The sequence below is a fragment of the Xanthomonas indica genome (genome assembly GCF_040529045.1).
Classification (GTDB): Bacteria; Pseudomonadota; Gammaproteobacteria; order Xanthomonadales; family Xanthomonadaceae; genus Xanthomonas_A; species Xanthomonas_A indica.
Genome location: NZ_CP131914.1, coordinates 610,647 through 631,926, shown reverse-complemented (window position 1 = coordinate 631,926; position 21,280 = coordinate 610,647). Strand labels below are relative to the sequence as shown.

Below are 21,280 nucleotides of genomic sequence, written 5' to 3'. Positions count from 1 at the left end.
CGCTTGCGTGACCGTACGCTGGTGCGAACATGACACCCAGTAGAATCCCCTCTCTTTCGCCCGGTTTTCCGTCCATGGCGCCGAACAAGCCCCGCCCCGCCGATGCTCCCGCTTCCGCTCACGGCAAGGCCGCGACGATCAACGACATCGCGCGCCTGTCCGGGGTGTCGAAGAAGACCGTGTCGCGGATCATCAACAACTCACCGCTGGTGCGCAAAGACACCCGCGAGAAGGTCGAGGCGCTGATGCGCGAGGTCGGCTACGCGCCGGACCCGCTGGCGCGCGGGCTGGCGTTCCGCCGCTCGTTCCTGATCGGCATGGTCTACGACAATCCCACCGCGCAGTACATCGTGGACATGCAGTACGGCGCGCTGGACGCGCTGCGCGGCTCCAGCTTCGAGCTGGTGGTGCATCCCTGCGACAGCCGCAGCCCCGGCTACATCGAGGGCGTGCGCCGCTTCGTGCAGCAGCAGAAGCTGCACGGGGTGATCCTGGTGCCGCGCGCCTCGGAGGACCAGGCGCTGGCCGACATGCTCGCCGGGATCGGCGTGCGCTACACCCGCATCGCCTCGCTGCCGCTGGACGACACCTCGCAGATGGTGGTCACCCACGACCGCGACGGCGCCGCCGAGGCCGCCGACTACTTGCTGTCGCTGGGCCACCGCGATATCGCCCTGATCACCGGCCCCAGCGCCTACCGCTCCGCGCACGAGCGCACCGCCGGCTTCATCGACGCGCTGACCCGGCGCGGCATCGAGCTGCCGCCGGCGCGCATCGTCGAGGCCGGCTACACCTTCGAATCGGGCGTGGCCGCGGCGGAAAAGCTGCTGCTGGGCAAGCAGCGGCCCAGCGCGATCTTCACCGGCAACGACGAAATGGCCGCCGGCGTGTACAAGGTCGCCCTGCGCGCCAACATCAACATCCCGCGCCAGCTGTCGATCATCGGCTACGACGACAGCCCGCTGGCCTCGCGGCTGTGGCCCTCGCTGACCTCGGTGCGCCGGCATACCCGCGACACCGGCCGCACCGCCGCGGCGATGCTGATCCAGCCCGAGGGCACGCCGTCGCTGGCGGTGGCCAGCGTGCGCCCGCACCTGATCGTGCGCGACTCCTGCCAGCCGCCGGAGGATTGAGCGCGGCGCGGCCGGTGTAGACTGCCGGCCGACCGTGCGGCCACCGCTCCGCCCATCCAAGGCCCGCTCCGTTCCGGCACCGCCCGGGCGGACCCACGCGGCCTTGCTGCGAGGAGCCTTCGCCATGTCGTCCCCTGTTCCTGCCGCCGCCGCGGTCCGTTTCGGCCGCCTGGCGCCGACCGTGCCCGTCGCCGGGATCGCCCGCGCCGTCGCCTTCTACACCGACTGCCTGGGCTTCCGCAGCGTGTTCCAGAACGGCAGCCCGGTCGGCTTCGTGATCCTGAAGAAGGACGACGCCGAACTGCACCTGACCCTGCGCGCCGGTCACCGCGGCAGCACCAGCAACGTCGCCCACCTGCTGGTCGACGACGCGGCGGCGCTGCACGACCGCCTGCAGGCGCAGGGCGTGCGCATCATCAAGGCGATCCGCGACGCCGATTTCGGCCTGCGCTGCTTCGTCTTCGCCGACCCCGACGGCAACCGCATCGACGTCGGCCAGCCCCTGCCGCCCGGTTAGCACGCCATCAGCGAGCGCTGCAGCGCTCTCATCCCGAATCCCGACTCCCCAATCCCCGCCGTTCGTGCACTGCGCAATGACACCGGTTTACCAGACCCGCTAGACTGTCCTCCGTGGCGGGCTGCCGCATGCCGTCGCCTGCACTGGAGAAGCCCATGTCCCTGTACTGCAAGACCCACTACGCCACCCATCCCGACGCGATCAAGGGCGCCAGCAACGACCAGTTGCGCGACCTGTACCTGCTCGACGGCCTGTTCGTGGACGACGCGGTGACCCTGAAGTACACCCACTACGAGCGCTTCGTGCTCGGCGGCGCCGTCCCGCGCACGCAGGCGCTGACGCTGCCGGCGCAGACCGAGCCGGCCTCGGCGGCCGGTCACCCGTTCCTGGAGCGGCGCGAGCTGGGCGTGATCAACGTCGGTGCCGGCAGCGGCACCGTCACCGTCGACGGCACCGCGTATCCGCTGGGCCCGAAGGACGGCCTGTACGTGGCGATGGGCAGCGCCGAGGTGGTGTTCGCCTCCGACGACGCGGCCGCGCCGGCGCAGTTCTACCTGGCCTCCACCCCGGCGCATGCGCGCTTCGCCACCAAGCGCCTGTCGATCGCCGAGGCGGTGGCGCTGGACCGCGGCGCGCTGGAGACCAGCAACGAACGCACCATCTACCAGTACATCGTGCCGGCCACCTGCCAGTCCTCGCAGCTGCTGCTGGGCCTGACCGTGCTCAAGCCGGGCAGCGTCTGGAACACCATGCCGCCGCACCTGCACGACCGCCGCAGCGAGGTCTATTTCTACTTCGACCTCGGCGCCAACGACCGCGTCTACCACTTCATGGGCGAGCCGGACGCGCAGCGGCACCTCGTGGTGCAGAACAACGAGGCGGTGGTGTCGCCGCCGTGGTCGATCCACATGGGCGCCGGCACCGCCAACTACGCCTTCATCTGGGCGATGGGCGGCGAGAACCTCGATTACACCGACATGCACGTGCTGGACATCTGCCAGCTCAAGTAGGCCGCCTTCCGCGTGCGCCGCCACCGTCTCCACCGTCATCCCTTCTAGGAGCCCCGCAATGACCCACTCGTTCAGTCTCGAAGGCAAGGTCGCCCTGGTCACCGGCGCCAACACCGGCCTCGGCCAAGGCATCGCCCTGGCCCTGGCGCAGGCCGGCGCCGACATCGCCGCCGCCGGCATCCAGGCGCCGACCGAGACCGAGGCCAAGGTCACCGCGCTGGGCCGCCGCTTCATCGCCATCGAGGCCAACCTGATCAGCATCGAGCCGGTGCAGCGCATCCTCGACGAGACCCTGGCCGGCCTCGGCCGCCTCGACATCCTGGTCAACAACGCCGGGCTGATCCGCCGCGCCGACGCGGTGGACTTCAGCGAGCAGGACTGGGACGACGTCATGAACGTCAACATCAAGTCCGCGTTCTTCATGTGCCAGGCCGCCGGCCGCCACTTCATCGCCCAGGGCAGCGGCAAGATCATCAACATCGCCTCGATGCTGTCGTTCCAGGGCGGCATCCGCGTGCCCTCGTACACCGCCAGCAAGTCCGGCATCGCCGGCATCACCCGCCTGCTGGCCAACGAGTGGGGCGCCAAGGGCGTCAACATCAACGCCATCGCCCCCGGCTACATGGCCACCGACAACACCGCGCAGCTGCGCGCCGACGCCGCGCGCAACCAGGCGATCCTGGAGCGCATCCCGGCCGGCCGCTGGGGCGTGCCGGAAGACCTGGGCGGCACCGCGGTGTTCCTGGCCAGCAGCGCCTCGGACTACGTCAACGGCACCGTGATCCCGGTCGACGGCGGCTGGCTCGCCCGCTAACCGCTCCTCCTTCTCCCTCCGGGACCTCGGCCCCCTTTTTGGGGGAAGGTGCCCGAAGGGCGGATGAGGGTGCGACCACCGCCGACCCCTCTCATCCCAACCAGATCTATCCCACCACCCAATCCCCCACCAAAGGACCCCCATGAAAATCGCCCTAATGAACGAGTTCAGCCAGGCCGCCAAGAACCCGGTGATCCTGCAGCAGCTCAACGACGTCGCCGCCGCCCAGGGCCACAGCGTGTTCAACGTCGGCATGGACGGCGACGCCGACCACCGCCTGACCTACATCCACCTGGGCATCTGCGCCGGCCTGCTGCTCAATGCCGGCGCGGTGGACTTCGTGGTCGCCGGCTGCGGCACCGGCCAGGGCGCGATGATGTCGCTCAACGCCCACCCGGGCGTGTTCTGCGGCTACTGCATCGAGCCCACCGACGCCTACCTGTTCGCCCAGGTCAACAACGGCAACGCGCTGGCGCTGGCCTTCGCCAAGGGCTACGGCTGGGGCGCGGAGATCAACGTGCGCTATATCTTCGAGAAGGCCTTCAGCGGCGAGCGCGGCATGGGCTACCCGGCCGAGCGCCGCGAATCGCAGCAGGCCAACGCCGGCATCCTGACCCAGGTCAAGCAGGCCCTGGCCAAGTCCTACCTGGACGGCCTGCGCGCGCTGGACCCGGACCTGGTCAAGCAGGCCGTGGGCGGCCCGCGCTTCCAGCAGTGCTTCTTCGACAATGCCCAGGATGCCGAGCTGCGCGCCTTCGTCGCCGGCGTGTTGGGGAAGGCCGAGGCCGCTGCAGCCTGATCGCACCATGCGATGCTCGAGCCCCTCTCCCGCGGAGAGGGGTTGGGGTGAGGGCCGAAGGATCGGTCAACGCCTACCGCGCTGCTCCCTGTCAGTCTGGCCTGATGACGCCAACCGATCGGGTGCCAAGCAGCCCCAGCGCAGCGGAGTGCCCATGCGCCTGCTCCTGTCCGCATTGCTGTTGCTCTTCGCGAGCGTCACCGGCGCCGAGCCGCAGCGCATGTTCATCGTCGGCGACGCCGTTGCTGCCGAGGTCGGCGCCGAGCGTGCGCCGCAGGCCGGCTGGGGCCAGCCCTTGCAAAGCTACCTGGACCCGAACGCGTGGCAGGTGCGCAATCACGCCAGGGACGAGCGCAGCGCGCGCCGCATCACCGCCGAAGGTCCGCTCGACACGCTCGCCAGCGAACTCCGTCGTGGCGACGTGGTGCTGATCCAGTTTGGCCACGACGACGTCGAGCGCGAAGACGCCAGCCGCGATGCTGACCTGCAGCAAACGGTTGCCCGCGCGCTGATGCAGGTACGCGCCAAGGGCGCCACGCCTGTGTTGGTCACGCCGGTGGCGCGCCCGTTGTTCATGCAGGGTGTGCCGCTGGATACACCTGCGCAAGGCATCCAGGCGTTGCGACGGCTGGCAAGCACGCAGCAGGTCGTGCTGATCGACCTCGACGCCAGCAGCCGTGCCTGGCTGCGTGCGCTGGGCGAGCAGGGCGCGCGCCCGTACCTGTTCGTGCCCGAACAGGACGCTGCCGCCGCCAGCCGTTTCAGCATCGCTGGTGCCAACGCCCTGGCCTGCCTGGCGCTGCGCGATGTGGTGCAGGCGCTGCCCACCCTGCGCCCGGCGCTGGTGCGTGATCTGGATTGCGACGTGGTGCGCCCCACCCACGCCTCGGCGCAATCGCAGGTACTGCACGAAGACACGCTGGCCCGCGGCCAGCCCGGCCCGCACGGCGGCGCAGGGCCGACCACGGCGTACCCCTTCTTCGCCGATGTGCAGGACCTGCCATTCGTGCTGCGCAAACGCGTGCTGCACCAGGGCGCCGGCATCGGCTTGCATCCACAGCACAAGGACGAGATCTACTACATCGTCAGCGGACACGGCAGCTACGTGCTGGACGGAACGCAGTACGACGTGCGCGCCGGCCATGCCTTGCTGACCCGGCCCGGCAGCAGGCACGCGTTGCAGCAGGTGGGCGATGAACCGCTGGTGCTGCTATTGGTGTATCCACGTTAAGGTCAATGGCCTGCGACCGCTGCACGGTCGCTGGTTTACGCCATTGCGCGGATCGGCGCATCCCTGGGAAGGCAACCCGCCTTAGCCAATTCTGTGCGCGCTGCGCGCTCGTACCCTCACCTCAACCCTTCTCCCGATGGGAGAGGGGCGCGCTGCGTCATGCGCACTGCGAACGTATGCCTGCAGCAGCGCAATCGGCCTGTCGCTGATCGCGCCTTGGTGCTCCTCACACGTCGCCGCCGTCCGCCCAGCCTTCGCCGCTGCCGGCATGGAATACGCGGTCATGCGGCTGCACCTGGCCGGCGGGCAGGTGTGCCTGGTCGGCCAGTGCCGCATAGATCGGGGTGAAGTCCGGCGAGGTCGCCTGCATCAGCTGTTCGAAGCTGTCGATGACGAAGTAGGTCTTCTGGTAGGTGTCGATGCGGTAGCGGGTGCGCATGATCCGCTGCAGGTCGAAGCCGATCCGATTGGGCGCGTCCGACTCCAGCGAATACAGCGATTCGCCCTTGGACGAGACAATGCCGGCGCCGTAGATGCGCAGGCCGTCCGGGGTGTCGATCAGGCCGAATTCCACCGTGTACCAGTACAGCCGGGTCAGGTTCTGCAGCGCCTCCGGACCGATCGCATGCGCCTTCACTCCGCCGCGGCCGTAGGCCTGCATGTAGTCGGCGAACAGCGGGTTCATCAGCAGCGGCACGTGGCCGAACAGGTCGTGGAACAGGTCCGGCTCGGCGATGTAGTCGATCTGCTCGGGACGGCGGATCCACCAGGTCACCGGGAAGCGGCGGTTGGCCAGGTGGTCGAAGAAGTCCAGCTCCGGCAGCAGCCCTTCGACGCCGACCAGGGTCCAGCCGGTGGTCGCCTGCAGCACGGCGTTGAGTTCGTCGAAGCGCGGAATCGCCTGCGAACCCATGCCCATCGCGTCCTGCGCCTGCAGGAACTCGTCGCAGGCGCGGCCGACCAGCAACGCGCGCTGGCGCGTGTACAACGTGCCCCAGGTGGCGTGGTCGTCGGCGCTGTAGCTGTCCCAAGGCTGGGTCACGACGGCGGTGGTGTAGACCGGCACGTAGCCCTTGTCGGTCTGCTGGTGTTCGACGCGGCGCGGTGCGGTATCCATGGTCGACGCTCCGGAACGGGATGCCACGATGGTAGGCGCGCCGCCGCGCAATGGGCTTGCGAAGTTGCACGGCTCCTGGCGCTGCGCGCAAGATCATTGCGTGGAAGCCATGTTGCAGGGCAATAAATGACCGGATCGCCGACCTTCGACCGCACCGACCTGCGCCTGCTCGCCCTGCTGCAGCGGCAGGGCCGCGCCAGCAACGCCGAGCTGGCCGCGCAGGTGAACCTGTCGCCCTCGGCCTGCCTGCGCCGGGTGCAACGGCTGGAAGCCGAAGGTGTGGTTGCCGGCTATGCCGCGCGGCTGGTGCCGGCGGCGATCGGCCTGGGCCTGCAGGCCTTCGTCCGCGTGCAGTTGGAAAAGCACGGGCAGAGCGGCATCGCCCACTTTGCCGACAGTGTGCAGGGCTGGGACGAAGTGGTCGCGTGCCATGCGCTGACCGGCGACATGGACTATCTGCTGCACGTCTACGTCCGCGATCTGGCGCACTTCTCCGCGTTTCTGCTGGACAAGTTGCTCAACGCCGCCGGCGTCGCCGACGTCAATTCCAGCTTCGTGCTGCGGACGGTCAAGGACTTCGCCGGCCTGCCGCTGCCGCGCGGCTAGCGGCACGACGATGTGCCGCCGCGTGTCTGCGCATGGCAACCCTTGTTAAGTTGTTGCTAACGATTTACATTTGCGTTCTGCGACGGCCATCCACGGCCACAGCCCCTCCGCCAGCCCTGCCGGGCCAGCCACGTCGGTTTCCCCGACGTGGAGCGCGGCTGCGCCTGTCCTTTCCTCCACCGCGGCGCGACCGGGTCGCCGCCGCGCCCCACCCCGCGAGATCGATCCATGCTTCCCTCCGCTCCACGCCGCCTGCTGTCCCTTGCCGTGCTGTCCGCGCTCTCCGCCGCCTCGGCACCGCTGTTCGCCGCCGAGGCCACAGCCGAGGCCGACGTGCAGCCGACCACGCTGGACAAGGTGGAAGTCAGCGGCAGCCCGTCGCGCGCGCAGCCGTCCACCACCACCCGCCTGCCCCTGACGCTGCAGGAGACGCCGCAATCGGTGAGCGTGCTGGGCCAGCAGCGGCTGGAAGAGGAATCGCTGTTCAGCATCAACGACGTCATGCGCAACGTCACCGGCGTCAACGTCTCCTTCTACGACACCCAGCGCCCGCTGTACTTCGCGCGCGGCTTCCAGATCACCGACTTCCAGGTCGACGGCCTGCCCACCTACAGCGGTTCCACCAACCAGGAATACGACATGGTCTTCTACGACCGCGTCGAGGTGATCCGCGGCGCCAACGGCCTGCTCAGCGGCGCCGGCATTCCCTCGGCCACGGTCAACCTGCTGCGCAAGCGTCCCGGCAAGACCTTCGATGCGTCGTTCGCGGCCTCGCTCGGCACGTGGGACTTCCGCCGCACCCAGGCCGACGTCACCGCGCCGCTGACCGCCGATGGCCGCTTCCGCAGCCGCTTCGTCGCCGCCTGGCAGGACCGCGGCTACTACTACGACCACTACAGCGACCAGAAGATGTCCGGCATGGCGGTGCTGGAGGGCGACCTGACCGACACCACCACGGTCACCGTCGGCTACCAGCGCCAGGACAACGACCCGATCGGTGCGACCTGGGGCACGGTGCCGTACTTCTTCGCCGACGGTGCGTACGCCGATCTGCCCACGTCCACCAACCTGGCGCCGAAGTGGACGCGCTGGCAGCGCAACACCCACACCACCTTCGCCAACCTGGAGCAGCGCTTCGGCGAAAACTGGCTGCTGAAGGTCAACCTGGCGCGCACCGAAGGCGAGGTCGAAAACCTGCGCGTGTACGGCAGCGGCTATCCCAAGCGCGACGGCAGCGGCATCTACCTGCGCGCGGCCGCCGGCCAGACCACCGACACCCGCGACGGCCTGGACGTGTACCTGTCCGGTACGTTCCCGCTGTTCGGCCGCGACCACGACGTGGTGATCGGCGGCAGCTGGCAGGACCTGCAGTCGACCACGCCGACCCTGGCGCTGCGCTATCCGGGCGACTGGACCACCTGCGGCCGCGAGCGTTGCTACTACATCCCAAACGTCTACGACTGGCGCGGCGAGGTGGGCCAGATCAGCACCACCCGCACCGGTGCGCGGCGCGAGGCACGCACCACCCAGCGCGGCGTGTACGCCTCCACCCGGCTGCGCCTGGCCGAGCCGCTGTCGTTGATCGCCGGCGCGCGCCTGAGTTCCTGGCAGACCCGCACCCAGGCCTTCGCCGCCGACGGCAGCTACACCGGCACCAGCGGCCGCTACCGGGTCAGCGACGAGGTCACCCCCTACGTCGGCCTGGTCTACGACATCACCCCGGCCATCTCCACCTACGCCAGCTACACCGAGATCTTCAATCCGCAGAACTACAAGGACAAGGACAACAACCTGCTGGCGCCGGTGCAGGGCTCCAACCTGGAAGCGGGCATCAAGGCGCAGCTGGCCGACGGCCGCGCGCTGCTCAGTGCCGCGGTCTTCGAGGCCAAGCAGGATAACTACGCGGTGCGCGACATGACCCAGCCCGAGGCCTCGCTGCCCGACGGCAGCTCGGCCTACATCGGCGTCGACGGCACCAAGAGCCGCGGCTGGGAACTGGAATACAACGGCGAACTGCGCCCGGGCTGGACGCTCAACGCCGGCTACACCCACGCCAAGGTCACCCGCGCGCCCACCGACGCGATCTACGCCAACCTGCCGGAGGACTACCTGCAGCTGTCCACCCAGGTGCGCCTGCCCGGCGCCTGGCAGCGCCTGAGCCTGGGCGGCGGCGTGAGCTGGCAGAGCGCGGTGCGCGGCTACAACATCCAGCGTCCGGTCGGCGACGGCAGCGCCGCCACGCGCCCGGTCACCGTGGTGCAGGACCCGTACGCCCTGGTGCATTTCAACGCCAACTACCAGCTCAGCACGCAGTGGACCGCGACCCTGGCGGTGACCAATGCGCTGAACAAGAAGTACTGGGCCAACCTGGACTACCAGAACTACGGCGAACCGCGCTTCGTGAGTTTCACGCTGCGCTGGCGGTACTGACGTGCGGTGGGGTACCGGGGCTGCGCCGGGTAGGAACTGGCGCTAGCGGTCGGACCCTCACCCCCAGCCCCTCTCCCGGCGGGAGATGGGAGCGGCAGGCGGAGGCGCTGCGCTCTCGGTTGCAGCCCGGGCTGGCGGTATTGAGCTGGCGGTGTGGTGCGGACGGGACTGCTTGTGCAGGGAGATTGCCCTGGCGGTCGGACCCTCACCCCCGGCCCCTCTCCCGTGGGGGAGAGGGGAGCGACGCGTTAGTCCTTCGGCTTGCAGGGATCGTCGCGGCGCAGCAGGCGGCCCAGCCGCGACGGCGGTTCGCACGGCGGCGGCGCCGGTTGCGCGGCCTTTGCCGCCGCGGCTGCGGCCGCCGCACGCTGCTGCTGCAGCTGTGCCAGCTTGGCCTTGATCTGCGGCATCGCCGCCAGCGCGGCCTTCTCGCCTTCCAGGATCGCGGCGTTGCGCTGGGCGAAGTCGGCGGCGCCGATGTCGTTGACCTTGGGCCGGATCACGATGTCGGCGCGGCCCAGTTCCTGCTGGCCCAGGCGCTGGCCCATGATCGCGATCGACTGGTTGACGGTGCCGAGCATGCTGCCCGGGTTCTTGCCGCTGGCCTTGCTGGAGATGTCCACGGCGATGACGAAATCGGCGCCGAGCTGCCGCGCGGCGTCCACCGGCACCGGGCTGACCACGCCGCCGTCCACGTAATGGAACTTGCCGATGGCGACCGGCTCGAACACGCCGGGGATGCTGCTGGACGCGCGCACCGCCTGGCCGGCGTTGCCGCGCACGAACACGGTGCGCTCGCCGTCCTCCAGCCGGGTGGCGACGGCGGCGAACGGCCTGGCCAGCTTCTCGATCGGCTTGCCCTTGAGCTGGGCGTTGACGTAGTCCTGCAGCGCCTGGCCCTGCACCAGGCCGCCGGAGAACAGGCGCATGTCGCGGATGCTGCTCTCGTCCAGCGCCACCGCCGCCTGCTGCATCTGGAACGCGTCCATGCCGCTGGCGTACAGCGCGCCGACCACGCTGCCGGCACTGGTGCCGGACACCACCGTCGGCTCCAGGCCGTTGGCCTGCAGCATCTTGATCACGCCGATGTGGGCGAAGCCCTTGGCCGCGCCGCCGCCCAGGGCGATGCCGATGCGCAGCGGCTTGGCCGCCGGCGTCGGGGCCGGTCCGTTCACCACCGGCGCCGGCGGCGCCGGCTTGGGCTCGCCGCCGCAGGCGGCAAGCAGGCCGAACAGGGACAGGGACAGCAGCAGGCGCGAGGAGCGGAACACGGTCATGGAAGCGTCGCGGAAAGGAGGAAGGAGCCGGCCCGAGCATAGCCGCATCCTCCTGCACCGCCCACGACCGGAGGTCATGCTGGGGTGGTCCGGGCGCTTCAGTGGAAGCGCGGAGGCTTGGGTCTGCGAGGCGCTGCGCGCCCGGACCCGCACCCCTACCCCTCTCCCGGGGGGAGAGGGGCTAAGTGGGCTGCTTCAGAAGTTGTTGTCGCCGTCCAGGATCCGGCCGAAGCCGCCCAGCACCGAGCCTTCGCCGCGGTTCTGCCCGCCGCCCTGCGGCGCGGCCGCGAACATGCGTCCGGCCAGGCGCGAGAACGGCAGCGACTGCAGCCAGACCTTGCCGGGGCCGGTGAGGGTGGCCAGGAACATGCCTTCGCCGCCGAAGAACATGCTCTTGATGCCGCTCACCGGGCGCACGTCCATGTCCACCGAGGAATGGAAGGCGACCACGCAGCCGGTGTCCACGTCCAGCCGCTCGCCGGCGGCCAGTTCGCGCTCGACCACGCAGCCGCCGGCGTGCACGAACACCCAGCCGTCGCCCTCGAGCTTCTGCATGATGAAGCCTTCGCCGCCGAACAGGCCGGTCATGATCTTGCGCTGGAAGTGGATGCCCAGCGACACCCCGCGCGCGCCGGCCAGGAAGCTGTCCTTCTGGCAGATCAGGCGTCCGCCGTGCTGGTCCAGCTTCATCGCCAGCACCGTGCCGGGGTAGGGCGCGGCGAAGGCGACCTTGGCCTTGCCATGGCCCTGATGGGTGAACACCGTGGTGAACAGGCTCTCGCCGGTGACCAGGCGCTTGCCGGCCGACAGCAGCTTGCCCATCAGGCCGCTCTGGTTGCCGCCGGAGCCGTCGCCGAACACGGTGTCCATCCGCACCGCCGCGTCCTTGAACATCAGCGCGCCGGCCTCGGCCACCGCGCTCTCGCCCGGGTCCAGCTCGATCTCCACGAACTGCATCTCGTGGCCGACGATGCGGTAGTCGATCTCGTCGGCGCGGCTGGCGGCGGTGGGCAGCGGCGGCAGGCCCGGGGGCAGGAAGGACGCGCCGCCCTGCAGCGCGGGAATCTGCGCCACCGGCAGCCAGCCGCTCTGGCCCTGGGTCCACGCCAGGGCCGTGGGATTGTTGCGGGCGAAGGCGACCGCATCGGCATCGTCGAACGGGCCGGAGCGGGTCTGTTCGCTGCCGGTCAGGAAATACCACTGGGTCATGAGTGCAGGTCCTTGGCGAGTAGTGGCGGCGAGTCTAACGGGCCGCCGCGACCATCGGCACCTGTCCAACGGCAGGGTGGCTGCCGCCCCGGCGCCAGCCGGCATGGCGGGGCGCCGGAGAGCGGGTACCGGGAACCGTTCGTCGCAAAAACCATGATCGCGCTCAAGAAAGCAAGGCGATCGCCGTTACCGGCTCACTACCGTCACGAGCCGCTTCCACGGGGATGGGATGCGGTCGGGCAGCCGTCCATCGTCCACACGCCATCGCAATTGGGGGAATTCAATGAAATTCAATGTATTACTGTTGAGCGGTGCGCTCGCAGCTGCCGTCGCCGGCAACGTCCAGGCCCAGGATGGCCCCGAGCTGTCCTTCAGCGGCTTCGGCACGCTGGGCCTGGTGCACTCCACCGAGGACCACGCCGACTTCGCGCCCGACCTGCAGACCACCGAAGGCGCCGGCGCCAGCCAGCGCACCTCGCCGCGCCCGGATTCGCGCATCGCCGGCCAGGTCAACGCCACTTTCAGCGACAAGTTCAGCGGCGTGCTGCAGGTCACCAGCGAGTACGCCGAGCGCGCCTCGTATGCGCCGAAGGTCACCCTGGCCCACGTCAAGTACCAGTTCGCTCCGGATTTCGCTGTGCGTGTCGGCCGCATCACCGCGCCGCTGTACATGCTGTCCGAGTACCAGCGCGTCGGCTACGCCACGCCGTGGGTGCGTCCGCCCTACGAGGTCTACAACTACCTGCTGGCGATGGACGGCGTGGAAGGCGTGTACACGCATAACGTCGGCCAGAGCGTGCTGAGCGTGCAGGGCTTCTACGGCCGCATCGACTCCAAGAAGGCCGACGTGCACGCGATGCGCGGTCTGTCGCTGGTCCTGGACCAGGGCGCCTCCACCTACCGCGTGGCCTACATCAAGGGCAACGCCGACTACCGCACCGACGATCTGGACCGCCTGTTCGCCGTGTACCGCCGGATCAACCCGGCCCTGGCCGAGCGCCTGAGCACGGTCGGCGTCGCCGGCAGCTTCGCCAGCGTCGGCTACAGCTACGATCCGGGCTCGTGGTTCGCGCGCGCCGAAGTCATCCGCTCCGATTACGCGCCCTCGCTCAACGGCAAGACCACCGCCGGCTACGTGAGCGCCGGCGCGCGCTTCGGTGCGCTGACCCCGTCGCTGACCTACGCCAACGTCGACAAGAAGGGGCCGGTGATCGCCCCGGGCGCCGATCCGCTGGGGCTGATGACCCGCGCCGTCGCGCTCGCCGAGGACGGACGCCACAGCTACACGGCCTCGCTGCGCTGGGATGTGTACGAGAACGCCGCCTTCAAGTTCCAGGCCAGCCATATCGTCAACAACGCCGGGTCGTACGGCGGTCTCGACAATCTGCAGCCCGGTTTCCGTCCTGGCGGCAGCTACAACCTGCTGTCGGCCTCCTTCGATTTCGTGTTCTGAGGACGACGCCATGAATGCTTACAAGATTGCCGGCGCTGCGGCCCTGGCCCTGCTGTTCTCCACCGCCGCGCAGGCCGAGGTGGTGGTGGTGATGTCGTCCAAGAGCCCGGTGGACAGCCTGAGCAAGGACCAGGTGGCGCAGATCTTCCTGGCCAAGTCCAACAGCTTGCCGGGCGGCGCGCAGGCCACGCCGATCGACCAGGACGAGGGCGCCAAGGCGCGCGAGGAGTTCTACAAGAAGGTCACCGGCCGCGATGCCGCCCAGCTCAAGTCGTACTGGTCGCAGTTGATGTTCACCGGCAAGGCGCAGCGTCCCAAGCACGTGGCCGGCGACGATGCGGTCAAGAAGGCGGTTGCCGCCTCGCCCGGCGCGATCGGTTACATCGATGCCGGCGCGCAGGACGCGAGCGTCAAGGTCGTCTTCAAGCCCTGATCGCCACCGGAGAGCCTCCATGATGAGACGTCTGCTTTCCCTGCCGTTGTTCTGGAAGATCCTGCTGCCGGCGGCGGTGTCGATCCTGTGCCTGCTGGGCTACATCGGCTTCAGTACCGTGGTGTTCCAGCGCAACAACGGGCATCTGGAGGCGATCCGCGACGTGCACTTCCCGGTGCTGGACACCATGACGCGCAACGTCGCGGCGCTGGACAAGATCATCAATGGACTGAACGGCGCGGCGGCGGCCGGCGACATGGACATGCTCAACGCGACCCGTCCGATCGCCGCGCAGATCCACGCGTCCTACCTGAAGCTGCAGAAGACCGACCCGGGCAACGCCCAGGAGCTGGCGCGCCTGGGCAAGGAGTTCGACGCGTACTACGCGCACGCCTCGGCCGTGGCCGCGGCGTTCGCGCAGCAGCGCGAACCCGACGCGGCAGAGATGGAGGCGATGGCGCCCTCGCTGGAGCGTTACCGCACCCACCTCAACGCGATGCACCACAGCGCCGACGCGCGTTTCCGCGCCACGGTGCAGAACGCCGTGGACAGCTCGATCGCCGCCAATGTCGGCGGCCTGATCGTGGGCGTGCTCGGTGCGGTCGCCTGCATCGTCTTCGGCTGGATCGTGGCGCGCGCCATCACCCGACCGTTGCGGCGCGCCATCCGCACCGCGCATGCGGTGTCGCAGGGCAAGCTGGACAATCCCATCGCCATCGACAGCGGCGACGAGGTCGGGCAATTGCTGCAGGCCATGGACAGCATGCAGCGCCAGCTGCGCCGCGTGATCCAGGCGCAGACCGAGATGGGGGCGCAGCACGAGGCCGGCGTCACCAGCCACCGCATCGCCGCCGCCGAGTTCCCTGGCGAGTTCGGCAGCATGGTCCAGGCGAGCAACGCCCTGGTCGAGGGGCACATCGCGGTGACCCTGCGCGTGGTCGAGCTGATCAAGCGCTACGCGCGCGGCGACCTGTCGCAGGAAATGGACGCGCTGCCGGGCGAACGTGCGGTCATCACCGAATCGCTCAACGACGTGCGCCGCAACCTGTTGCGGATCAACGGCGAGATCCAGCGCATGGCCGCGGCGGCCGCAGCCGGCGACTTCACCGCGCGCAGCGACGAGGCCGCCTTCGACTTCGACTTCCGGCAGATCCTGGTCGACCTCAACCAGCTGATGAGCACGGCCGATCGCAACCTCAGCGCGCTGTCCTCGCTGCTGCAGGCAGTGGCCAGCGGCGACCTGACCGGGCGCATGCACGGCGAGTTCGAGGGCGTGTTCGCGCGCATGCGCGACGACGCCAACGCCACCGTCGCGCGGTTGACCGAGATCGTCGGCCGCATCCAGAACTCGTCCGCGTCCATCGATTCGGCCGCCGCCGAGATCGCCGCCGGCAACGACGACCTGTCGCGCCGCACCGAGCAGCAGGCGGCGAGCCTGGAAGAAACCGCCGCCTCGATGGAAGAGCTGACCTCCACCGTCAAGCAGAACGCCGAGTACGCGCAGCAGGCCAACCGCCTGGCGGCCGGCGCCGCCGCGGTGGCCGTGCAGGGCGGCAACGTGGTCGGCCAGGTGGTGAGCACGATGGAGGGCATCGCCTCTTCGTCCCGGCGCATCGGCGACATCATCGGCGTGATCGACGGCATCGCCTTCCAGACCAACATCCTGGCCTTGAACGCCGCGGTGGAAGCCGCGCGCGCCGGCGAACAGGGCCGCGGCTTCGCGGTGGTCGCCAGCGAGGTGCGTACGCTGGCGCAGCGCTCGGCCAATGCGGCCAAGGAGATCAAGGGCCTGATCGAGGAGTCGGTCGAGCGCGTGGCCGATGGTTCGGCGCTGGTCGACCAGGCCGGCACCACCATGCAGGAAATCGTGGCCTCGGTGCAGCGCGTCACCGACATCATGGGCGAGATCTCGGCGGCCTCGCGCGAGCAGTCGGCGGGCATCGAGCAGGTCAACACCACGGTGGCGCAGATGGATCAGGCCACCCAGCAGAATGCGGCCCTGGTCGAAGAGGCCACGGCCTCGGCGCGCGCCATGGAAGAGGAAGCCGGGCAGCTGAGCCAGCTGGTCGCGCTGTTCCGCCTGGGCGCGCCGGCACCGACGCCGGCACCGGTGTCGCGGGTCGTGGAAGGCAGCCCGGTCGCGGCGTCGCCGGCGGCCGTGGAGGACGCGCTCGACGCGTGAGGCGCCGGACCCGTGGCCGCTGCGCGGCCGGGGGCCGCGGTCGCCTTACAGCGCGCTGGCCGGACGGACCTGCAGGACGTCGGCTTCGGCGGCGCAGTCGCCGGCGGGCGTGCGCCCGGCCGCGCGCGCGGCCGCGATCTCGCCGCGGGCCGCGGCCAGGTCGGCGCGGAAGGCCGGGTCGTCGTGCAGTCGCGCCACCGTGGCCGCGCCCAGGAAGCGGCCGGCGAGCACGTCGCTCTGCCAGTGCACGTTGCACACCAGCCGGCTCTCGGCGTAGTTGCGGCCGCGCGCGATCAGCGCATCGGCGCGCTCGGGCGCGATCTCGCTCAGGGTCAGCGCCCACGCCCAGCCGATGGCGCTATGCCCCGACGGATACGAGCCGCTCTGGCGCAGGTCGTCGAGATCGCCCGGGGTGCACACCGCCTGCTGGTTGCGCAGGAACGGCCGCGCGCGCTGGTACTGGCGCTTGGCCGCCTTGGTGGCGGCGCTGGCGTCGATGCGGCTGCGCTCCAGCAAGGTGTACAGGTGCGGGGTGTGTTGCGCGTCGATCGCCACCCCCAGCGCACAGGCGAACTGGCCGGCGCCGTTGGGGAAGCTCAGATCGGCGTCGCGCGCGGCCTGCTGCCAGCGCGCGCTGCCGCGCAGGGCCAGCGCCTCGCGGTTGACCGCCAGGTCCAAGGCCTCGCCCGGCGAGCCGGCCGCCGGGGGCGCCGGCAGCAACTGCAGACTGTCCGGCACCGCTGCGGCCGACAGATAGCCCACGGCCTTGGCCGGCGCCGGCGCCCGCACCGCGGGGCCGCTGCAGGCGGCCAGGGCAAGCGCCAGCACGGCGGCGGTGGTGCGGAAACGGCAGATGGGCGACACGGACATGCGAACTCGGACAGCGACGGCGGATCGGTCAGTGTACGGCGCGGCGCAGGGACAGGTCGCCCGTGGCGACCTGCCGCGGGCAGCCCGGCTGCTGTAGGAGCGGCTTCAGCCGCGACGGGCGTTCCCGGGAAGGCGTCGCGGCTAAAGCCGCTCCTACGGGTGCCGACAGGCGGATGTCCGGCATGGCCTCGCCTACCTCAGCCCCCGTCACGCTCCTCGCGCGGCGGGAAGCGCAGCACCACCCCGCGCGGCGCCTGCGGCGGCTGCCACAGCACCGGCACCTGACTCGGCGGCGGTGGCTCCAGTTCGTCGTCGGCGACGAGCAGATCGTCGGTGTCCTCCTCGTCCTCCCAGCTGTAGCGCTTGCGCGGCGGCAGCGGATCGCGATGGCGCAGCAGCAGCGCGGCGACCACGCCGCCCACGGCGCCGCCCAGGTGCGATTGCCAGGACACCCCGTCCTGGTGCGGCAACACCGTCACCAGCATGCCGCCGTAGAACAGGAAGGCGATCATGCTGGCGGCGATCGCGGCGCGGTCGCGGCGCAGCAAGCCCAGCACGAACACCAGGAACAGCAGGCCGTGGGCGACGCCGCTGGCGCCCAGGTGATGGCTGCCGGGATCGCCCAGCCACCAAGCGCCCAGGCCCGAGCCCAGCCACAGCAACGGCAGCCCGGCCAGGGTGGCACGCGGATACACGCTGCCGGCCAGGGTGCCCAGGATCAGCAGGGCGCCGGCGTTGGCCCCCAGGTGCTCCGGCGAGCCGTGCAGCAGCGGCGCGGTGAGCACGCCCAGCAGGCCGGCGGCCGTGTGCGGCGCGACCGCCCAGGGCCGCCAGTCGAACAGGCCCTGGCTGGCGAACACCGCCACCAGCAGCGCCACGAAGGCCAGGCTGACATTGAAGGCACGCAGGATCCGCGCGCGGTCGAAGCGGCCCTGCGCATCGGGCTCGGGCGCGGGCGAGGGGAGCGAAGAGGTGTCCATGCTCCCTGGATGGCGGCGCCCCGCCACCAAGGCAAGGCGCCGCCGATGGGAGGGACTGGCCGCGGCCGCGGGACAATCCGCGGCCGCGGCGCAGGCGCCCGGTCAGTGCGCCGGCTTGGCCGGGCGCAGCAGGCTCAGCACGATGGTCGCGCCGATCACCGCCGCCACCGCCAGCAGCGACACCAGCACCGGGATCTTGTACAGGTCGATGATCAGCATCTTGGTGCCGATGAACACCAGCACGATCGCCAGGCCGTAGGGCAGCAGGTGGAAGCGGTCGGCCATGCCCGCCAGCAGGAAGAACATCGCGCGCAGGCCCAGCACCGCGAACACGTTGGAGGTCAGCACGAGGAACGGATCGGTGGTGATCGCGAAGATCGCCGGGATGCTGTCCACCGCGAAGATCACGTCGGTGATCGCGATCAGCATCAGCACCGCGAACAGCGGGGTGAACCAGCGCTTGCCCTCCTGGGTCACGCTCAGCGCGTTGCCGTGGTACTGCGGGGTCAGGCGCAGATGCTTGCGCATGAAGCGCAGCACCGGGTTGGCTTCCAGGTCAGGCTCCTTGCCCGCCGAGAACCACATCTTGATGCCGGTCAGCAGCAGGAACGCGCCGAACACGTACAGCAGCCAGTGGAACTTGGTCAGCAGCACCGAGCCGGCGAAGATCATCACCGCGCGCAGCACGATCGCGCCGAGCACGCCGATCACCAGCACGCGCTGGCGCTGCTCCTCCGGCACCGCGAAGTAGCTCATGATCATCAGGAACACGAAGATGTTGTCGACCGCCAGCGACTTCTCGACCAGGTAGCCGGTCAAAAACTCCAGGCCCAGGCGGTTGCCGGTGGCCACGTCGATGGTCTCGCGCAGGTACCACCACAGGCCGGCATTGAACGCCAGCGCCAGCGCGATCCAGCCGATGCTCCACCACAGGGCTTCCTTGAAGGTGACCTTGTGCGGACCGCCGTGGCGCATCAGCACCAGGTCCGCCAGCAGCGCCACGACCACCACGATCGCGAAACCGCCCCACAACCACACGTTGCCTATCGTTTCCATTGGGAATTTTCCGTCAGTGAACAGGGAACCTCGGGGCCGCGGCGGCGGAGGCGTTCCGGACGGAGACGACGGATGTCGTCCAGAGGGTGCCTTCGCCACTGCGGCGAAGGTCTCGCTCGCAGCCGATGGACCGGCTGCCGTTGCACCGGAGCCCGCGGGCTCGAATTGACGGCGACAACGTCGGGAGCTACTCCCCTTCTGCGCGCATTCTTGCGGCTGCCGGCGGTGCCGTCAATCGGGGCGGCTACAATGGCGTTCATGAATAGTCCCCTGCCCGTTGTCCGCCTCAAGAACGCCTGGCGCTCCAGCCATCCTTGGATCTTCCAGAAACTGGTCGAAAAACCCGCCGCCAAGCCCAAGCCGGGTGCGCTGGTGGACGTGGTCGGGGTGGACGGCGCGTGGGTCGGCCGCGGCTTCTACAACGGCCACTCGCGCATCGCCGTGCGCATCCTCGAGACCCATCCCGACATCGCCGTCGACGAGCACTGGTTCGCGCGCAAGATCGCCGAGGCGGTGTCGCTGCGCCGTGACGTGCTCAAACTCGATGCGGTCAGCGACGCCTGGCGCGTGGTGCATGCCGAGGGCGACGGCCTGTCCGGGCTGGTGGTGGACCGCTACGGCGACTTGCTGGTGGTGGAGTTCTTCAGCGCCGGCATGTTCCGCCACCGCGAGTGGATCTACGCCGCGCTGCGCGCGCAGTTCCCCGGCGCGCGCTTCTACAGCTTCGCCGAAGAGCACGTGCAGAAGCAGGAGAGCTTCGACTACCGGCCGGTGTCCAGCAGCGGCGAGCGCCCGGAGCCGGCGATCATCAGCGAATACGGCGTGCGCTTCCGCGCCGACCCGGCCGGCGCGCACAAGACCGGCTTCTTCGCCGACCAGCGCGAGAACCGCCAATGGCTGAGCCAGCAGGTGGAAGGCAAGCGCGTGCTCGACCTGTGCTGCAACACCGGCGGCTTTGCGGTCTACGCCAAGGTGCGCGGCGCCACCGAGGTGGTCGGCGTGGACATCGACGAGGACGTGATCGAGATCGCCAAGGGCAACGCCCGCCTCAACGACGTGCGGCCCAGGTTCGTGCAGGCCGACATCTTCCCGTACCTGCGCGATGCCGCTGCCCGCGGCGACCAGTACGACGTGGTGATCCTGGACCCGGCCAAGATGACCCGCGACCGCGACCAGGTGATCCCGGCGCTGAAGAAGTACCTGGACATGAACAAGCTGGCGCTGGGCGTGGTCGCCCCGGGCGGCCTGTTCGCCACCTTCTCCTGCACCGGCCTGGTCGCCGAGCACGAGTTCCTGGACATGCTGCGCCGCGCCGCCTACTTCTCCGGCCGCACCATCCAGATCCTGAAGGTGGCCGGTGCCGGCGCCGACCACCCGTTCATGGCCCACGTGCAGGAATCGCGCTACCTCAAGGCGGTGTTCTGCCGCGTGGTGGACTAGCGCGCCGCGCATGCGCAAGGCCGAGCGGCTGTTCCAACTGGTCAACCTGATCCGGGTGCGCCAGCCGGTGACGGCCGCCGTGCTTGCCGCCGAGTTGGGCCTGTCGGTCCGCAGCATCTACCGCTACCTCGACGATCTCTCGCTCGGCGGCATTCCGGTCTACGGCGAGGCCGGCATCGGCTATCGGCTGGACCCGGCGTTCGCCCTGCCGCCGCTGTCGCTGTCGGGCGAGGAAGTCGAGGCCTTGCAACTGGCGGTGGAGATGCTCGCCTGCAGCGGGGGCGGCCAGCTGCAGCCGGCCGCGCGGAGCCTGCTGCACAAGCTGCAGGCGGCCTTGCCGATGCCGGCGGCGGTGCCGCGGGTGGCACGCGCACTGCGCGCCGTGCCGGTGGCGTTGCCGTGCTGGCAGGCGCTGCACGCCGCTACCGCGCAGCGCCGGAGCGTGCGGCTGCGTTATCGCAGCCTGCAGGGCGAGACCAGCGAGCGCGCGGTGCTGCCGCTGGGGCTGTTCCACTGGGGGCAGCACTGGACGCTGGGCAGCTGGTGCGGGCTGCGCGCCGCGTATCGCGATTTCCGCCTGGATCGGATCGAGGCGGTACAGCCTTGCGCGCCGCCGTTGCCGGTACCGGCACACGTGGCGCTGGACGCGTATCTCCAGCACCAGCGCGCGGCCTGGGCGCAGCGCGGTCACTGACACCCCGGTGTCAGCAGGGTATCCGCAGA

Annotated in this window: 19 protein-coding genes; 13 read left to right on the top strand and 6 right to left on the bottom strand. The window is 69.8% G+C overall.

Features of this window, described 5'->3' with window-relative positions; all coding sequences use genetic code 11:
• Window positions 1–74 precede the first annotated feature (74 nt).
• The 6 genes from Q7W82_RS02695 to Q7W82_RS02670 all read left to right on the top strand — a co-directional run bounded on the left by Q7W82_RS02695 (window position 75) and on the right by Q7W82_RS02670 (window position 5,504).
• Window positions 75–1,133, top strand: coding sequence for a LacI family DNA-binding transcriptional regulator (locus Q7W82_RS02695; RefSeq protein ID WP_010343057.1), 1,059 nt, complete (start codon window positions 75–77; stop codon window positions 1,131–1,133).
• A 124-nt stretch (window positions 1,134–1,257) separates the two neighbouring features.
• Window positions 1,258–1,650, top strand: coding sequence for a glyoxalase superfamily protein (locus Q7W82_RS02690; protein WP_242158238.1), 393 nt, complete (start codon window positions 1,258–1,260; stop codon window positions 1,648–1,650).
• Between the two features lie 155 nt (window positions 1,651–1,805).
• Window positions 1,806–2,660 carry a 5-dehydro-4-deoxy-D-glucuronate isomerase gene (kduI, locus tag Q7W82_RS02685; protein ID WP_242158240.1) on the top strand — a complete coding sequence of 285 codons (855 nt, stop codon included), beginning with the start codon at window positions 1,806–1,808 and terminating at the stop codon, window positions 2,658–2,660.
• A gap of 58 nt (window positions 2,661–2,718) precedes the next feature.
• A complete protein-coding gene (kduD, locus tag Q7W82_RS02680) occupies window positions 2,719–3,474 on the top strand; it encodes a 2-dehydro-3-deoxy-D-gluconate 5-dehydrogenase KduD (RefSeq protein ID WP_242158242.1) in 756 nt (251 codons plus the stop codon).
• A 142-nt stretch (window positions 3,475–3,616) separates the two neighbouring features.
• Window positions 3,617–4,273, top strand: a complete 657-nt coding sequence (locus tag Q7W82_RS02675; protein WP_242158244.1) for an RpiB/LacA/LacB family sugar-phosphate isomerase — start codon at window positions 3,617–3,619, stop codon at window positions 4,271–4,273.
• Window positions 4,274–4,427: 154 nt separating this feature from the next.
• Window positions 4,428–5,504 (top strand): cupin domain-containing protein, encoded by a 1,077-nt coding sequence (locus Q7W82_RS02670; RefSeq protein ID WP_242158252.1) that lies wholly within the window; start codon window positions 4,428–4,430, stop codon window positions 5,502–5,504.
• 226 nt (window positions 5,505–5,730) lie between these two features.
• Here Q7W82_RS02670 and phhA read toward each other — a convergent pair whose 3' ends face one another.
• Complete coding sequence (phhA, locus tag Q7W82_RS02665; protein ID WP_242158255.1) at window positions 5,731–6,621, bottom strand: phenylalanine 4-monooxygenase; 891 nt, start codon at window positions 6,619–6,621, stop codon at window positions 5,731–5,733.
• Between the two features lie 126 nt (window positions 6,622–6,747).
• Here phhA and Q7W82_RS02660 point away from each other — a divergent pair, with 126 nt between their 5' ends.
• The gene (locus tag Q7W82_RS02660; RefSeq protein WP_184502778.1) at window positions 6,748–7,227 is read left to right on the top strand and encodes an Lrp/AsnC family transcriptional regulator; all 480 of its coding nucleotides are present in this window, start codon (window positions 6,748–6,750) and stop codon (window positions 7,225–7,227) included.
• A gap of 228 nt (window positions 7,228–7,455) precedes the next feature.
• Window positions 7,456–9,657: a TonB-dependent siderophore receptor gene (locus tag Q7W82_RS02655; protein ID WP_242158256.1), complete on the top strand. Its 2,202-nt coding sequence runs from the start codon at window positions 7,456–7,458 to the stop codon at window positions 9,655–9,657.
• A gap of 248 nt (window positions 9,658–9,905) precedes the next feature.
• Here the strand turns inward: Q7W82_RS02655 and Q7W82_RS02650 are convergent, their stop codons facing one another.
• Complete coding sequence (locus tag Q7W82_RS02650; RefSeq protein ID WP_242158266.1) at window positions 9,906–10,934, bottom strand: patatin-like phospholipase family protein; 1,029 nt, start codon at window positions 10,932–10,934, stop codon at window positions 9,906–9,908.
• A gap of 195 nt (window positions 10,935–11,129) precedes the next feature.
• Window positions 11,130–12,143 carry a TIGR00266 family protein gene (locus Q7W82_RS02645; RefSeq protein ID WP_242158268.1) on the bottom strand — a complete coding sequence of 338 codons (1,014 nt, stop codon included), beginning with the start codon at window positions 12,141–12,143 and terminating at the stop codon, window positions 11,130–11,132.
• Window positions 12,144–12,426: 283 nt separating this feature from the next.
• Between Q7W82_RS02645 and Q7W82_RS02640 the strand changes: the two genes are divergently transcribed.
• From Q7W82_RS02640 to Q7W82_RS02630, 3 genes are read left to right on the top strand one after another with little or no spacing between them, the layout of a single operon-like run.
• On the top strand, window positions 12,427–13,596 hold the full coding sequence (locus tag Q7W82_RS02640) for a hypothetical protein (RefSeq protein WP_242082488.1): 1,170 nt from the start codon (window positions 12,427–12,429) through the stop codon (window positions 13,594–13,596).
• A gap of 10 nt (window positions 13,597–13,606) precedes the next feature.
• Window positions 13,607–14,029 carry a phosphate ABC transporter substrate-binding protein gene (locus Q7W82_RS02635; RefSeq protein WP_242082486.1) on the top strand — a complete coding sequence of 141 codons (423 nt, stop codon included), beginning with the start codon at window positions 13,607–13,609 and terminating at the stop codon, window positions 14,027–14,029.
• A gap of 19 nt (window positions 14,030–14,048) precedes the next feature.
• Window positions 14,049–16,211, top strand: coding sequence for a methyl-accepting chemotaxis protein (locus tag Q7W82_RS02630; RefSeq protein WP_242158270.1), 2,163 nt, complete (start codon window positions 14,049–14,051; stop codon window positions 16,209–16,211).
• Between the two features lie 45 nt (window positions 16,212–16,256).
• Here Q7W82_RS02630 and Q7W82_RS02625 read toward each other — a convergent pair whose 3' ends face one another.
• The 3 genes from Q7W82_RS02625 to Q7W82_RS02615 all read right to left on the bottom strand — a co-directional run bounded on the left by Q7W82_RS02625 (window position 16,257) and on the right by Q7W82_RS02615 (window position 19,117).
• Complete coding sequence (locus Q7W82_RS02625) at window positions 16,257–17,081, bottom strand: phosphatase PAP2 family protein (RefSeq protein WP_242158273.1); 825 nt, start codon at window positions 17,079–17,081, stop codon at window positions 16,257–16,259.
• A gap of 197 nt (window positions 17,082–17,278) precedes the next feature.
• Entirely contained in the window at window positions 17,279–18,061 is a 783-nt protein-coding gene (locus Q7W82_RS02620; protein ID WP_242158275.1) for a rhomboid family intramembrane serine protease, read from the bottom strand.
• Between the two features lie 102 nt (window positions 18,062–18,163).
• Complete coding sequence (locus Q7W82_RS02615) at window positions 18,164–19,117, bottom strand: TerC family protein (protein ID WP_242158291.1); 954 nt, start codon at window positions 19,115–19,117, stop codon at window positions 18,164–18,166.
• 258 nt (window positions 19,118–19,375) lie between these two features.
• On the opposite strand from Q7W82_RS02615, the gene Q7W82_RS02610 reads away from it, so the two are divergent.
• Together Q7W82_RS02610 and Q7W82_RS02605 are read left to right on the top strand one after the other, a co-directional pair.
• Window positions 19,376–20,557 carry a class I SAM-dependent rRNA methyltransferase gene (locus tag Q7W82_RS02610; RefSeq protein WP_242158294.1) on the top strand — a complete coding sequence of 394 codons (1,182 nt, stop codon included), beginning with the start codon at window positions 19,376–19,378 and terminating at the stop codon, window positions 20,555–20,557.
• Window positions 20,558–20,567: 10 nt separating this feature from the next.
• Entirely contained in the window at window positions 20,568–21,251 is a 684-nt protein-coding gene (locus Q7W82_RS02605) for a YafY family protein (RefSeq protein WP_242158303.1), read from the top strand.
• Window positions 21,252–21,280 lie beyond the last annotated feature (29 nt).

Bases quoted from the DNA above. Each gene is read 5' to 3' on its own strand.
- Q7W82_RS02625 (WP_242158273.1), bottom strand. From the start codon at position 17,081: ATGTCCGTGTCGCCCATCTGCCGTTTCCGCACCACCGCCGCCGTGCTG.
- Q7W82_RS02695 (WP_010343057.1), top strand. From the start codon at position 75: ATGGCGCCGAACAAGCCCCGCCCCGCCGATGCTCCCGCTTCCGCTCAC.
- Q7W82_RS02675 (WP_242158244.1), top strand. From the start codon at position 3,617: ATGAAAATCGCCCTAATGAACGAGTTCAGCCAGGCCGCCAAGAACCCG.
- Q7W82_RS02615 (WP_242158291.1), bottom strand. From the start codon at position 19,117: ATGGAAACGATAGGCAACGTGTGGTTGTGGGGCGGTTTCGCGATCGTG.
- Q7W82_RS02670 (WP_242158252.1), top strand. From the start codon at position 4,428: ATGCGCCTGCTCCTGTCCGCATTGCTGTTGCTCTTCGCGAGCGTCACC.
- Q7W82_RS02635 (WP_242082486.1), top strand. From the start codon at position 13,607: ATGAATGCTTACAAGATTGCCGGCGCTGCGGCCCTGGCCCTGCTGTTC.
- phhA (WP_242158255.1), bottom strand. From the start codon at position 6,621: ATGGATACCGCACCGCGCCGCGTCGAACACCAGCAGACCGACAAGGGC.
- Q7W82_RS02605 (WP_242158303.1), top strand. From the start codon at position 20,568: ATGCGCAAGGCCGAGCGGCTGTTCCAACTGGTCAACCTGATCCGGGTG.
- Q7W82_RS02630 (WP_242158270.1), top strand. From the start codon at position 14,049: ATGATGAGACGTCTGCTTTCCCTGCCGTTGTTCTGGAAGATCCTGCTG.
- Q7W82_RS02650 (WP_242158266.1), bottom strand. From the start codon at position 10,934: ATGACCGTGTTCCGCTCCTCGCGCCTGCTGCTGTCCCTGTCCCTGTTC.
- Q7W82_RS02655 (WP_242158256.1), top strand. From the start codon at position 7,456: ATGCTTCCCTCCGCTCCACGCCGCCTGCTGTCCCTTGCCGTGCTGTCC.
- Q7W82_RS02620 (WP_242158275.1), bottom strand. From the start codon at position 18,061: ATGGACACCTCTTCGCTCCCCTCGCCCGCGCCCGAGCCCGATGCGCAG.
- kduI (WP_242158240.1), top strand. From the start codon at position 1,806: ATGTCCCTGTACTGCAAGACCCACTACGCCACCCATCCCGACGCGATC.
- Q7W82_RS02610 (WP_242158294.1), top strand. From the start codon at position 19,376: ATGAATAGTCCCCTGCCCGTTGTCCGCCTCAAGAACGCCTGGCGCTCC.
- Q7W82_RS02690 (WP_242158238.1), top strand. From the start codon at position 1,258: ATGTCGTCCCCTGTTCCTGCCGCCGCCGCGGTCCGTTTCGGCCGCCTG.
- Q7W82_RS02645 (WP_242158268.1), bottom strand. From the start codon at position 12,143: ATGACCCAGTGGTATTTCCTGACCGGCAGCGAACAGACCCGCTCCGGC.
- Q7W82_RS02640 (WP_242082488.1), top strand. From the start codon at position 12,427: ATGAAATTCAATGTATTACTGTTGAGCGGTGCGCTCGCAGCTGCCGTC.
- Q7W82_RS02660 (WP_184502778.1), top strand. From the start codon at position 6,748: ATGACCGGATCGCCGACCTTCGACCGCACCGACCTGCGCCTGCTCGCC.
- kduD (WP_242158242.1), top strand. From the start codon at position 2,719: ATGACCCACTCGTTCAGTCTCGAAGGCAAGGTCGCCCTGGTCACCGGC.